Source organism: Rhizobium grahamii CCGE 502, assembly GCF_000298315.2.
Lineage (GTDB): Bacteria > Pseudomonadota > Alphaproteobacteria > Rhizobiales > Rhizobiaceae > Rhizobium > Rhizobium grahamii.
Genome location: NZ_AEYE02000033.1, coordinates 143,039 through 156,326 on the forward strand (window position 1 = coordinate 143,039; position 13,288 = coordinate 156,326).

At 59.5% G+C, this 13,288-nt stretch carries 14 protein-coding genes; 9 read left to right on the forward strand and 5 right to left on the reverse strand.

What is annotated here, in order from left to right:
- From RGCCGE502_RS27040 to RGCCGE502_RS36835, 5 genes are all read left to right on the forward strand, one after another.
- The gene (locus RGCCGE502_RS27040; protein WP_016557395.1) at positions 1 to 1,014 is read left to right on the forward strand and encodes an alpha-ketoacid dehydrogenase subunit beta; all 1,014 of its coding nucleotides are present in this window, start codon (positions 1 to 3) and stop codon (positions 1,012 to 1,014) included.
- Positions 1,015 to 1,017: 3 nt separating this feature from the next.
- Entirely contained in the window at positions 1,018 to 2,364 is a 1,347-nt protein-coding gene (locus RGCCGE502_RS27045) for a dihydrolipoamide acetyltransferase family protein (protein ID WP_016557396.1), read from the forward strand.
- 4 nt (positions 2,365 to 2,368) lie between these two features.
- Positions 2,369 to 3,760: a dihydrolipoyl dehydrogenase gene (gene lpdA / locus RGCCGE502_RS27050; protein WP_016557397.1), complete on the forward strand. Its 1,392-nt coding sequence runs from the start codon at positions 2,369 to 2,371 to the stop codon at positions 3,758 to 3,760.
- A gap of 88 nt (positions 3,761 to 3,848) precedes the next feature.
- Positions 3,849 to 4,376 (forward strand): hypothetical protein, encoded by a 528-nt coding sequence (locus RGCCGE502_RS27055; RefSeq protein WP_016557398.1) that lies wholly within the window; start codon positions 3,849 to 3,851, stop codon positions 4,374 to 4,376.
- A gap of 283 nt (positions 4,377 to 4,659) precedes the next feature.
- Positions 4,660 to 4,905: a hypothetical protein gene (locus RGCCGE502_RS36835; RefSeq protein ID WP_040675731.1), complete on the forward strand. Its 246-nt coding sequence runs from the start codon at positions 4,660 to 4,662 to the stop codon at positions 4,903 to 4,905.
- 104 nt (positions 4,906 to 5,009) lie between these two features.
- Here the strand turns inward: RGCCGE502_RS36835 and RGCCGE502_RS36840 are convergent, their stop codons facing one another.
- Positions 5,010 to 5,465: a hypothetical protein gene (locus tag RGCCGE502_RS36840; protein WP_016557400.1), complete on the reverse strand. Its 456-nt coding sequence runs from the start codon at positions 5,463 to 5,465 to the stop codon at positions 5,010 to 5,012.
- Between the two features lie 153 nt (positions 5,466 to 5,618).
- Positions 5,619 to 5,879 carry a DUF982 domain-containing protein gene (locus RGCCGE502_RS36845; RefSeq protein ID WP_019280299.1) on the reverse strand — a complete coding sequence of 87 codons (261 nt, stop codon included), beginning with the start codon at positions 5,877 to 5,879 and terminating at the stop codon, positions 5,619 to 5,621.
- A 416-nt stretch (positions 5,880 to 6,295) separates the two neighbouring features.
- On the opposite strand from RGCCGE502_RS36845, the gene RGCCGE502_RS27075 reads away from it, so the two are divergent.
- Positions 6,296 to 6,757 carry a hypothetical protein gene (locus RGCCGE502_RS27075; RefSeq protein WP_016557402.1) on the forward strand — a complete coding sequence of 154 codons (462 nt, stop codon included), beginning with the start codon at positions 6,296 to 6,298 and terminating at the stop codon, positions 6,755 to 6,757.
- 26 nt (positions 6,758 to 6,783) lie between these two features.
- Here the strand turns inward: RGCCGE502_RS27075 and RGCCGE502_RS27080 are convergent, their stop codons facing one another.
- The 3 genes from RGCCGE502_RS27080 to RGCCGE502_RS27090 form a co-directional block, all read right to left on the reverse strand.
- Positions 6,784 to 7,107 (reverse strand): hypothetical protein, encoded by a 324-nt coding sequence (locus RGCCGE502_RS27080; protein ID WP_016557403.1) that lies wholly within the window; start codon positions 7,105 to 7,107, stop codon positions 6,784 to 6,786.
- A gap of 398 nt (positions 7,108 to 7,505) precedes the next feature.
- Positions 7,506 to 8,519, reverse strand: a complete 1,014-nt coding sequence (locus RGCCGE502_RS27085; protein ID WP_016557404.1) for an SCO family protein — start codon at positions 8,517 to 8,519, stop codon at positions 7,506 to 7,508.
- Positions 8,520 to 8,574: 55 nt separating this feature from the next.
- Positions 8,575 to 10,896, reverse strand: coding sequence for a multicopper oxidase family protein (locus tag RGCCGE502_RS27090; RefSeq protein WP_040675704.1), 2,322 nt, complete (start codon positions 10,894 to 10,896; stop codon positions 8,575 to 8,577).
- Between the two features lie 276 nt (positions 10,897 to 11,172).
- Here RGCCGE502_RS27090 and RGCCGE502_RS27095 point away from each other — a divergent pair, with 276 nt between their 5' ends.
- Genes RGCCGE502_RS27095 through RGCCGE502_RS27105 form a run of 3 tightly spaced genes read left to right on the forward strand, consistent with a single transcriptional unit; the run spans position 11,173 to position 13,284 of the window.
- The gene (locus RGCCGE502_RS27095; protein WP_016557406.1) at positions 11,173 to 12,381 is read left to right on the forward strand and encodes a type II secretion system F family protein; all 1,209 of its coding nucleotides are present in this window, start codon (positions 11,173 to 11,175) and stop codon (positions 12,379 to 12,381) included.
- Positions 12,382 to 12,386: 5 nt separating this feature from the next.
- Entirely contained in the window at positions 12,387 to 12,851 is a 465-nt protein-coding gene (gene gspG / locus RGCCGE502_RS27100; RefSeq protein ID WP_040675737.1) for a type II secretion system major pseudopilin GspG, read from the forward strand.
- A complete protein-coding gene (locus RGCCGE502_RS27105) occupies positions 12,826 to 13,284 on the forward strand; it encodes a prepilin-type N-terminal cleavage/methylation domain-containing protein (RefSeq protein WP_016557408.1) in 459 nt (152 codons plus the stop codon). Before gspG ends, RGCCGE502_RS27105 begins: the two co-directional genes overlap by 26 nt.
- Positions 13,285 to 13,288 lie beyond the last annotated feature (4 nt).

The window sequence follows — 13,288 nt, forward strand, 5'->3', positions numbered from 1 at the left end:
ATGGCCAGAATGACGATGATCGAAGCGGTGCGCAGCGCCATGGACGTATCGATGGCGCGCGACGATGATGTGGTCGTGTTCGGCGAGGATGTCGGCTATTTCGGCGGCGTCTTCCGATGTACCCAGGGGCTTCAGGCAAAATACGGCAAGACGCGCTGCTTCGACGCCCCAATCAGCGAGTCGGGTATCGTCGGCACGGCGATCGGCATGGCAGCCTATGGACTGAAACCCTGCGTGGAGATCCAGTTCGCCGATTACATGTACCCGGCCTACGACCAGATTACCCAGGAAGCGGCCCGCATCCGTTACCGCTCGAATGGCGACTTCACATGTCCGATCGTCCTTCGCATGCCAACGGGCGGCGGCATCTTTGGTGGGCAGACGCACAGCCAAAGCCCGGAAGCGCTGTTTACCCATGTCTGCGGGCTCAAGGTCGTCGTGCCGTCGAACCCCTATGATGCGAAGGGGCTCCTCATTGCCTCGATCGAGGACCCGGATCCTGTCATGTTCCTTGAGCCGAAGCGGCTCTACAATGGCCCTTTCGACGGCCATCATGAACGACCGGTGACCCCCTGGTCAAAGCATGAGCTTGGCGAGGTCCCAGAGGACCATTACGCAATTCCGATCGGCAAGGCTGCCATCCGTCGCGAGGGTTCCGCCGTGACTGTCATCGCCTACGGCACCATGGTGCATGTCGCGCTCGCGGCTGCCGAGGATACGGGCATCGACGCTGAGGTGATTGACCTGCGCAGCCTCCTGCCGCTCGACCTCGAGACGATCGTGAATTCGGTCAACAAGACCGGACGCTGCGTGGTGGTGCATGAGGCGACGCTCACATCGGGGTTCGGCGGTGAGATCGCCTCTCTGGTCCAGGAACATTGCTTTTATCACCTCGAAGCCCCCATCGTGCGCGTGGCCGGCTGGGATACGCCCTACCCGCATGCACAGGAATGGGACTATTTCCCGGGCCCCGGCCGCGTCGGGCGAGCCCTTGCCGAAGTCATGGAGGCCTAAGGAATGGGCGAGTTCACCATAAAGATGCCCGACGTCGGTGAAGGTGTGGCCGAGGCGGAGCTTGTCGAATGGCATGTGAAGGCAGGCGATCCGGTTCGCGAGGACATGGTGATCGCGGCAGTCATGACCGACAAGGCGACCGTGGAGATCCCCTCACCAGTCACAGGAACGGTCATCTGGCTCGGCGCCGAGGTCGGCGACAAGATCGCCGTCAAGGCGCCACTTGTTCGCATCGAGACAAACGACGGGGCAACGAGGCCCGGCGACGCGCCTGCTGCGGAGATCGCTTCCGTCAGCACGGCGCAGGTGATCGATGTTGGCGAAAGCATCGAGGTGACCCCTGCCGCCACCGCAGGCACTGACGCGGCGCTCGCTGACGGGCGGCAGCTCAGGCAGACGAAGAAAGAACAGGCTCATACCGACGTAGTCCATACCGACGTGGCTCAGACTGACAGGGCGCGGCTGGACAGAACAGAGATCGATAAGCCGCTGGCATCGCCTTCCGTCAGACGTGTCGCGCGCGACGCCGGCGTGGATCTTCGCCAGATCAAGGCGTCTGGCCCGGGAGGCCGGATCCTGCACGAAGACGTCGAGCAGTTCATTGCCCGCGGCGAGAGCCCGCCACAGGCGCCTGCGATGGCAAGGAAGACATCGTCCAAGGAGGTCAAGCTCACCGGGCTCAGACGCCGCATCGCCGAAAAGATGACGCTGTCGACCTCGCGCATTCCCCACATCACCTATGTCGAGGAAGTCGACATGACAGCGCTTGAGGAATTGCGGAACACCATGAACCGCGACCCGAAGCCGGAACAACCCAAGCTGACCGTCCTGCCGTTCCTGATGCGGGCGATCGTGAAGGCCGTCGCCGATCAACCGAACATCAACGCAACCTTCGATGATGACAAGGGCATCCTGACCCGGCACGGCGCAGTCCACATCGGCATTGCCGCCCAAACCCCCGCCGGACTTGTTGTCCCGGTGGTGAAAAACGCGGAGGCACGCAGCATCTTCGACTGCGCGATCGAAATGGGTAGACTGGCCGAGGCCGCACGGACCGGCACGGCGACGCGCGACGAGCTCGTCGGCTCTACAATCACGATCAGCTCGCTCGGGGCGCTCGGCGGCATCGTGTCAACGCCTGTGATCAATCACCCTGAGGTGGCAATTGTCGGCGTCAACAAGATCGCCATCCGACCTCATTGGGATGGAACCCAGTTCGTGCCGCGCAAGATGATGAACCTCTCCTCCAGTTTTGATCACCGGATCATCGACGGGTGGGATGCCGCCACCTTTGTTCAGCGCGTCCGGCTCCTGCTCGAAACACCGGCACTCATCTTCATCGAAGGCTAGGTCCATGAAAGAGATCACCTGCAAACTCCTCGTCATCGGTGCTGGCCCCGGGGGCTATGTCTGCGCCATTCGCGCTGGGCAGCTCGGCGTGGACACAGTCATCGTCGAAGCCGACAAGCCCGGTGGCACCTGCCTCAATGTCGGCTGCATCCCCTCGAAGGCCATGATCCACGCAGCCGAGGAGTTTTTTGCAACGGCACACATGCTTGCCGGCAGGAACGCGATGGGCATTCGCGTCGAGGCGGCTTCGATCGATCTTGCAAAGACGATGAGCTGGAAGGACGGCATTGTCGGCCGCCTGAATGCCGGCGTTACAGCTCTGTTGCAGAAGGCAAGGGTAAAGATCGTTCATGGTCGCGCCGCCTTCCGCGATGGCAAGACGGTCGAGGTCGAGACGGAGATCGGCCTGCAGGTGATCCGTGCCGACACTGTGGTCATTGCCACGGGGTCAGAGCCTGTCGAACTTGCAGCGCTTCCTTTTGGCGGCAGGGTTATTTCGTCCACGGAGGCACTTTCCCTTCGCGAGCTGCCGAAATCCTTGGTGGTCGTGGGAGGCGGCTATATCGGCCTCGAACTTGGCACTGCCTTTGCCAAGCTCGGATCGGCTGTTAGCATCGTCGAAGCCACGCCACAGATCCTGCCGCAATATGATGCGGACCTGGTGCGGCCGGTTGCCCGGCGGCTTGGGGAACTCGGCATCAGGCTTGCGACCAATACGACGGCGAGCGGACTGGATGGCGACGCAGTTTCGATCGAAACGTCGGGTGGCGCGACCGAACATCTTCCTGCTGATCGCGTGCTTGTCACGGTCGGACGCCGTCCAAGGACAGCAGGATCGGGTATCGATGAACTCGACCTCGATCGGAGCGGGCCTTACCTGCGCATCGATGATCGTTGCCGCACCTCGATGCGTGGGGTCTATGCGATTGGCGATGTCACTGGAGAACCGATGCTCGCCCACCGCGCAATGGCGCAGGGCGAGATGGTCGCCGAGATCGTGGCCGGCCGAAAGCGTGCATGGGACAAGCGCTCAATTCCCGCCATCTGCTTCACGGATCCGGAAATCGTCACGGCGGGCCTTTCACCGGATGAGGCACGCGCACAGGGATTTGCCATTCGCGTTGGACAATTTCCGTTTAGCGCGAACGGCCGTGCAATGACGATGCTGGCGGAGGACGGCTTCGTGCGGGTGGTCGCACGAGCCGATAGCGGTCTTGTTCTTGGCGTCCAGGCTGTCGGTGCCGGCGTGTCCGAACTCTCGGCAAGTTTTGCGCTGGCAATCGAGATGGGAGCGCGGCTTGAGGATATAGCAGGCACGATCCATGCGCATCCGACGCGCAGCGAAGCGTTTCAGGAAGCAGCCCTAAAGGCACTGGGTCTCGCCGTGCACATCTGATTTCGGTCTCTTGCCGGCTCTCCATGCCGGTTTAGCAATGCCGGATTATCTGATAGCTAGCGCCCTGATGACAATCGGAGCATTGAGAATGACAGCCGCATTTTACCGGGACTACGTCGTTGACCTGAAAGCCAGGATCGACCGGTTGCACGATGATGCGGAGCGCTATCAGACCTTTGCGCTGACGATGGAGCTTCTCGCCCAGAGGAATCTCGTCACCTACACCGAGAAAAAGGCGAAGGGACAGACTGAGGGTGTCTGTTATCGCCGCGATTTCACAACCGGTCGCGCTCTCCAGATGCAGCCGCAAAACGCCTATGGATTGTTTAAGGGGTTCTTCGACCTCGGCCAGTTCCTGGCGATTTCCGGACAGGCGCAACAGCAGGACGCCCGGCAGCTGGCCGAATTTTTGACCGCCAGCTGGCAGTATCCGACTTGCGCGGTGCATCTCGTCTATCGCCTGAAGGGCGCCCCAAGCACGGAATCGACAAGGATGCATTTCGTGGGACTGAACAGTGATGAGGATGCCGCAGCCTACCAGCAGGAAACCGGGCGGGCGCAGATCCTGGTGCAACATCGGCCTTTATCCTCCGACAGGTTCTTTGAATGGAGATAGGCGCTCGCGTGCCGTGCTGACGGAATGGTGCTCAGCGCCTTCATGCCGATCAGGCGGGTTGATCCCGCCAATTACGGATCCTTTCGCCGCCGACTTTGTTTTTCTTCGAGCAACGGAGGTTTTCGATGATCAGGATCTTGCCCGGTATCAGCCACTGCCTCATGCAGTCGCCCCGTGCCTTCATCGCGCAAAGGCGGGGCCATGGTCCCGCCTCGAGACACACCGACGTCATCCGAACGAGGTTCACGCTCGAACGACTTCGGCGCGGATCGGCTTAAGTCCGATGCCGGGCACATTCTCATCTCTGTTCATTGTTGTTTTCGACAGGGATTTTAGCGGCGACGTTGTCCCTGTCTGGGAAACCGTCGTCGGAGACGACGAGCCGGAAGCGTTGGAGGAGGCCAAGTTACTTGCCATGAGGCATGCCGGCGTCATCGTCTGGCGCGAAAGCTTGCCTGTCGATGGGAAGGAGGGCGACCCGATCATCGTCTTCCAGTCAGGAGCGATCGGCGACATCGACTGGCAGTGAGGATCGGAGGGCCATCTGAAACCCCGGGCACCGGCTCGAACCGTTCGCGTGCGAACACAGTTCAACCATTGCCGTGGCGGAACGGCCCTCGTAACCCTGGCGCTTCAGCCCAGTCTGGGATCGATCCGAAATCCGAGAATAAAATCGACCACCCTCGAAACCGACATCTCACATGGTTTGAGAATACCGTGCCCATCGGAAAGCTGATACCAGTTGAAGCTGACGATCTCGTTCCCGCCAAGTTCCTCGGCCAGCATCCACATGCGTCTTGCGTCTGCGGATCGACGCACTGTTGCGCTCCAGCGCCGCCCCTCGAAGTTTCCCTCCATGTACCCGCTTGGCAATTGTCCGAAGGCCTCTTCGAATGCTGCGATGGTCGAGGGCACGTCATTATCACTGACTCCGAGGCACTCGTCACAGATGCCACAACCGTCCTCGTCCATCTCGGATGGCGCACGCGGGCCGTTGCAACACAAGCACCGGACGGAATCGGGGTAATGGGCGCGCGCCCGTCGGGGAACAACGATTTCAATCACTGGGTGGCGTGTCTGACTGTCCATCTCACATCTCCGCGAAGCGGTCGGATCAGAGATAGGAACTCTATCAGCAGGTGCAAGGCACCACGGCAGAAGCACCCCGGAAGGCTCTGCTCGTCGATAACCGTCGATTGAACCATGTGTCAGGATCATGGACGTCCGCAGGTCGCCAGCTCTTCAGTGTTTTGCCGTGATGTTTGCCCCTCGCGCTGCTCTGACGAAAGCCTTGCGAGCCCGCTTCGCCTTCTTCTCGTCCTGCTGAGAGCGAAGGCATGTCATAAGCGCGTCGCGCCAAAGCGTATCATTGGCCTTCTTCGGCCATCTGCTTGACAGGAGCAACTCGGTCATTTCCGAAACCGTTGTGGCGATCTGGCCATCATCGCCGCCGCGAAAGGAGACCGCGACCCGGAGAATTGGTACAGGCGATGATATGAACATGCTTCGATCCGGTATCGTGAATGCCGTTAACTCACAAACCAGCTGAGGGTTGCGAGCCTGCGCTTCGGTGATAATCAGGTCGCATCTTGACGGTCGCGTCGACGGTTTTGACAACACCGGCTCCGGCAGATCCGTCACACCCCCACGCAGAAGAGTGGGCGACGCGGCCTGACCAACGACAATCGGGATTTTCGCCGCAGCAGGTGTCAACCCGCCCGTTCTCTCGCGCTCGATGCGCCTGCGGCAAACATACTCGTGGGTCCGGGAGCCCGCTTGAGCCGCGAACAATCCCGCCTACACAGCCCAGCAATCTAACGACTGCAACCAACACCTGAATTCCATCGAATTGCCTTGCCGCCGGGAACTTCTATTGGTCTTAGAGCTTTCGTTCGCAAGCATTAAAAAAGGAGAACGACATGGCCGACGATCCAAAGAACTCCCCCGCAGTTCAATCGATGCGCAAGGAGCAGGCTGAGCAACGTCGCCGCGCGCGCAAAGGAGAACTTGAGGCGGGACTGGAAGACACCTTCCCGGCGTCCGATCCTGTGTCCGTCACTCATACCGCGATCCCGGCCGGCAGGACCGACACGGAGAGCGCCGATCGCATCAGCGCGGCACCGGATCCATATCCAACCGGTGATGACCTGTCCGAGGCTCACGACAAGAAAGACGCCGTCCGTGAGAACGTCCGCGCGGTGCGCCACGATGCCGCCAAGCTTAAGGAGTCCCTTTCCGGAGCAGCGGCGGGGTCCGTCGACGTCGTCAGGGCGAGAACACGGGGCGCCCTTGATGACATCGAGAACTCGATCCGCGAGAAACCAATCACCGCAATGGCTGTGGTTGCTGCTATCGCCTTCGTTTTCGGTGCAACACGCTAAAATTCAGGCGGCATCGCGCATTCGCTCTAACGGAGGACGTCATCGGACCAGACCGGGATCCTCGTCGTGCGGACCTCACGCAACCGTCGTACTGGCAGCTCCCCGAACTCGCTCCCATGAGGCACATGCAAGGTCATATTCAGGTAGTTTTTCTTCCCGCATTTCTCGCATCTGAACCGTCGCAACACCTTGTCGAGCGTCACATTGCCGCAAAGCTCGATGAGATCCGTTGCGAGATAGCGATGGGTGACCCTACAGTAATCGCAGGTGACGGATATGAGCTGGCCCTGATCGCGAGCGGCGAGCAGGGTCCAGGCTCTGAGCCGCTTGAATGGATGGATCTCAACCATCGGACCCCACCGCTATCTTGACTGGTCCCATGCTGGATGTCCTGACTCCTCTAGAATGTTCCTTATTTGTTCTTTTGCAAGGCGCTGTCAATGGGCCAAGCGCGTTAATGAGCTGGAGCCGGGAGAAGCCGACCTTCGACTTGTCATCGAGCCCGATCACAACGGCCGCTCGATCGTTTGATCGCGCTGCCGGCACTGGCCACTGGCGCGGGGGCGGTGCTCTTTCAGCAATCGAGGCGGTCCATTCGTCCAGCCCTTATCCAGGGACGATACCACCATGTCATTTGATCGCCGCGGACCCGCAACGAGAACGACCACAAATCCTCTTTTATCTTCTCAAGGCCGCCAGCATTGTTCAACTGCATGCCTGGCAGACCGAAAAGGCCGGCCCCACCGCCTCAAGGATTGGACGGCACCATCCCGCCATGATCGTGGTTCTCGGCGGCATCGTCGTGGCGGTGGACATGCGTTGCCTCAGGTTGGGCGCGCAGGTCCGCTATCTCTGCCGATTTCGTCGCCAGGTACGATATCAGATCTGTGGCATCGGATGCCGACATACCGAGGTACGGCATGCGTACTCCCTGGAACCTTGCGTCGAGCTCGGCAAGCGTTGGATCCTTCTCCGCCCTCAGCCGGACAGGGTTCATGATCATCCGCTTCAGCCACTCCTGGTCGCGTTTGACCGTAACATCCAGAAGATCCGGGCCAATGCGGTCACCCACCCCTACCGTGTGGCAGGGTGCGCAGATCTTCTTGAATAGAACCTGTCCCGGCTCGCGATCCAGCGTCAGACCTTGATGATCCGTGGCTGGAGCCAATGCGGCCATCGGGGCAAAATGCCCCTCGCGCCAAGCCGGATCCATGTCGCGGACCGCCAATTCAACGTTCTCAATGTCGGCGAAAGGCGAATTCCTGGCCCACTCTCCGGTGTTGTCGTTGCCAAGCACGATTTCGTTGCGGTGGTCGGTTGCAACGTCGCTCTTGTTCCCAAGCTTTGCGTTGATAGCGCGTATGTCGTCTGGTTTGCCGGTGATGAACGTCCAGCCCGGTCCCTTGTAGAAGGCATCGGCAAACGCCTTCATTTTTTCGGGCGTGTCGTTTTCGGGGTCAACGGTGATCGATACCACGAAGATAGTCTTGCCGATCTGGTCCTGGATCCGGTCAACAACCTGGGTAATGCGCGCTGTCGTCAGTGGACAGAGGTCCGTACAACTGGTGAAAATGAAGCTGATCAGGACAATCTTGCCCTTGATCAGGTCATCATAGAAACGCACCCGCTCACCGTTCTGGGTGACAACTTCGACGTTGGGAAAATAGTCTTTGCCCCAACGCGAGCCCGCGGTAGCAGCCCCGCCACACAAAGCGGACAGGACGGCAGCGACAGTCAGCATGGCCACGGGCCAGCGTTTCATGAGTACCTCCGGAAACTCTTCATAGAGGAGACAGGCTGCGCGATGTGCGCAGCCATCATGGTTTGGGACTGGTGTTAAGCTGGGCCTGCACCTGTTGGGTGTTCGTCCATCCTTTCGGTGCACCTTCCGGCAATATCTCTGGCGTGGTGAAGTAGACGCCGTACTCGGTCGGATTGGGCGTTGGCGTCACCGCTGCCTGCGGCGTTCCAGCAACCCCAGTCAGCAGCTGAATGCGTGCCAGCATCGCGAAGTCCTCGTGCACCGTGTTGTGGCAATGGTTCACATAGGACCCACCAAACTCGCCGAACTGGATCTGGAAGGTAACGCTGCCGCTTTCACCAAGTCTCCAGACATCCTTTCGCTGCAGGTTCTCGGTCGGCCCCGGCGTCTGGCCGTTACGCAACATCGTTATGCCTTCCTCGAAATGCAGATGAATGGGATGATCCCATCCGCCGCCGCCATTCTTGTAGGTCCAGTGCTCCACCTCCCCGGCCTTCGGAATGAGGAGGGAAATCCTGTTGGCATTCATCGAGTGCGAGGACTCGCCATTGATGCGGATCGTCCAGGGGAAATTGACTGTTTCACCACAATCCGGCGTGCAGCCGTTCGGTCCACGCGAGTCCCCGGTCCCCGACCTTCCAAATTCAACCAGGCGCGTACGCACGGGCGTTACGATCGGGATCTGCTCCGTCAGTGTGGCTGGCACCTGGCTCTTGTCGGGATCGGTGGAGCGAAGAATGACACCCGGTACATCGACGCTTTCAACAGCACCGACAATGCGAAATTCCAGCATTGGACCGACGACGGGATCTTCTGACGTACCCTTCAACGCCCTGGCAAGACTAAGCTCTTCCTTTGGGCGACGCCCATCTTCATGACGCAGATGATTGACCACCTGAATTCGGTCGCCGATCTTGAAGCCAGAAAAATCAACGATGAAGTCGTAGCGTTCGGCGATCCCTTGTACGGGGAGAGCCGTCAGCGTCAACGGTGTCACAACGAGGTTGCCGTCATTGGCGATGAACGTGATGGGGACTGGATTGCCCTTCGCATCCGCCAGACCGAGCTTCAGGAAGCGTGACATGCAGGCATTCAAGGCACGGAAGCGATACTTGCGCGGCAGCACCTCGAAGAAGGGTGCGAACCCGAAATTAACGAGGGGTACGTCGCCAAGCATGCCGTCGGTGTCGAAGATGTCGAAATAGAGTTGGCCGCCGGCATCGCAGGCGCAATCAGAAAAGATCAGATTGACGTCGAAGTCGGTATTTCCCCATCCAAGCAGCTTGCCGCTCGGTAGACGCAGATTGACGCCATCCGACAGCTCCTCGTTGCCGCGATCCGGACCGCTGTAATAGTTGATCGCGCCAAGGTTGCCCTTGTAGACATTTTCCGCGGTGAAGAAGAAGCGGTGGTCGTGTGCCCACATCGATCCCTGCAATTCGCGGAAGTCGCCGGCAACATTGACAAGGCCGGTATTGTCGTCGGGACCGGAGGCGCGCCGGTCGCCAGCCTGGGTGTTGATCTTGTCGCGCCGCGCCAGCGCCGTGCTCCAGCGGTAGTCGTAGAACGTGCCCGGGAAATGATGGACGTTGGCGGCCCCGTCGCTTTCCGCACCATTGTGGGCGTTGTGGAAATGCAATTGCGTTTCGTTGCGCCCGAAACCGTTGTTTTTCGCCCGGTCGGTCGGCAGATCATTGTATATCCGCGTGACAATAGGCTCGCCGTAGCGACCCTTGATCAGGAATGGCGGCAAGCCGCATTCGCCGCCTCGACCTGACGCATAGGTCCAGCAGCTGTCCGGCTGCTGAACGGGGAAGTGGTCGTGGAAGTAACTGTGCCCCCCCGATTGCGAAATTTGGCCAAGCCGCATGATGTAGCCCACTTGCGGAAAGAATTCGTCCCACCGCTGGTGCGCAAAGACCTCGCCGGGCGGCCGCCCTTCGATCGGTCCGCGATAGGTAAGCGGATTGATGAAGTCCCTGTTGGTTGGATCGGCGGAAAATTCAGTGTGATAGGAGAGCCGCTTGGCCGGCCGCTCACCAAGGCTCGCCGGAAACGCCGCGTGCCCTTCGGCCGTCCGGGTGATCGGCAGCGGTTTGAGGTAATTCAGCCGATGCATCGGCTGAGAGAATTTCTGGATTCCATAGAGCGGCGTTCGCGGCGTGCCTGTCGGAATGGCAGCATAGGCGCTGGTTGCAAAAGGACTAAGTCCGTTCTTGCAGGCCAGGTAGCCGCTCGCAGTGAAGATCCCCCATTTGAGTAATTCTCGGCGGGTGACCTGCCCCTGGTTCAGTGCCCTTACAATCTCCGCTCGATTATCTCGAGCAAGTTGTGCTTCTCGTTGGCGGATTCTTGACGCAGTTTTAGAGATATACATTCGACCAGCCCCCAATCAAATGTAATGAACTCCATCAATGTGTGATGGCAGAACCACAATACACCTTAAAACTTCTGATAACAAACGCAGATTGTAGTAACCTGCGCACTATTCAGTATTTTTGAAAAATAGATGTTCGGATTTATATTTTATAAATAGTAAGACGGTTGAATTTTTTATCGAATTCCGTATAGTTAACCTGCGCTTATTTAAATCAAAGCAACAATTCCATCGATACTCCATGATTTTTCGACACATCAGGGGCGATGTACGAAAATGCCAAACTTCAGGTACCGAGCGATCGATCTCTCGGGGCAGATGCTCGAGGGTGTTTTGCAGGCAAACTCCAGCGCGCTGATGGCCGCGGAGCTCGAACGCCAGGCCCTGTTTCCAATTGATATAGAGGAAGTGAAGAAAACAAGCGCGGGACTGGGGCTGTCGTTCCAGACGACCGCTTCTTATGATGACGTAACAGCCTTCACTGAAGATCTCGCTGCCCTTCTTTCGGCAAGCGTCGCTCTGGATCGGGCGTTGCAGATCATCCATCAATCCACAAAGCGGCATGCACTCGCCAGCATGACCAGATCGCTTTGGGACGTGGTGTCGAAGGGGCACAGTTTTGCCGAGGCCATTGGCGCTTATCCGGCGGCGTTTCCCCAAACCTACGTCAAGATGGTCGAGGTCGCCGAGGTTGCCGGCAATCTCGACATCACGCTGCAGGTAATTGCACAGGAGCGGCGCCGCGGGCGGGAACTGAGGCGACGCCTGACCTCGGCGCTCGCCTATCCGGCATTTCTGGTGCTTGCTGCGATCGGCGTTCTGTTTTTCGTCCTTACGGCGGTCATTCCCGAATTCGACAACGCGCTCGTTGGCATGGGCGCGGTAGCCAACGGCTCGGCTTCGGTGGTCTTTGCTCTGTCACGGGCAACCGCCGCCAACAGCACGCTGATGTCAATCATTGGGGTGGTTGCACTTTGCGGCGTCCTCTTTATCAGCCGTAGCAAGACGGCAAAATCGATCCTGATCTCCCTGCTCGGTTACCTCCCCGGCATCGACACGCTGCTGATGCAGGAGCGCGCCGTCGTCTTCTGCTCGACATTTGCCATGCTGAACAAGAGTGGAGTCGATCTTCCGACATCCCTTCGCCTTATCCGCGGCCTGATGCGCGAGAAGCATTCTGCGGAGGTCGTTGCCGACGTTCTGGCGCGGGTAAGGGACGGCAGCCAACTCACCGATGCCCTTTCCCACGTGTCTTTCCTTCCCCCCTACGGTCTGCAGATGCTGCGGGTCGGGGAAACCACGGGAGACACCGGAAAGGCCGCGCTGCGGGTTGCGACCTATTACGAAGCCAGGCTCGACCGCTCGATTTCCCGTGCCACCGCGATCATCGGCCCGCTGGTGCTGCTGACTGTCAGTGCCCTCATCGCCTGGATCATCGTCTCGGTCATCACGGCACTGCTCAGCCTGAACGACTTACTGATGTGATCGCCATGAAAAAGCCGTCCCCACACCCGCTCCCGACCGTCCGCAACCGTCCCCGGCGCCGCAAGGACAAAGGCGATGGTGGTTTCACTCTCTTGGAACTGCTGGTCGTGCTCGTGATCCTGAGCCTGGTTGCAAGCATTGCCGCTCCGCGCGTCCTTGGTTACCTCTCGGAGGCACGTGTGCGCGCAGCACGGCTGCAGATCGAAGCCCTAACCTCGGCCTTCGATCTCTTCTATCTCGACACGTCGCGCTATCCGACAGAACGCGAGGGCCTCACCGCCTTGGTGAGCGGCCCGGCGATCAAGCGCTGGAAGGGTCCCTATATCCAGCAGGCCTCGATCCCGCTGGACCCCTGGGGCCACGAGTATCAATATCGCATTGGCAACAAGGGGCGACCCCAGATCATTTCCTTTGGTGCCGATGGCGTTGAAGGGGGGGCCGACAATGCCGCAGACATTACGATCCAGTAACCCTCCTTCGAACGATGGCGGCTTTGCCCTGCTGGAACTCCTGGCAGCACTTGCAATTATTGCTTTCGTGGCGGCGATGGCCCTGCCCTACATGGCCAACACCTCGCAAGCGATGAGCCTGAAGGTTCAGGCTGCGGAGATCGCAGCACTCCTGCGACAGGATCGGAACATGGCCATGGCGGAGGGCCGCACCATCGTGTCGACCATCGACGCTCGCCGCGGCACGGTCCTGTCCGGTTCGTCGGCGAGACGGGTCATGCTGAGGGAGGGATCCGCGATCCGGGTGGAACGCGCAGGCCACGCCGGTAGGGTGGCCTTTCAGGCCAATGGCCGTTCCTCCGGCGGGACCTTCGATATTGAGGGGCCGCGCGCGACCTTCCGAATATCGGTGAACCCGCTGACCTCGGGCATCATGCTGTCAACGCTCGAATGAGGCC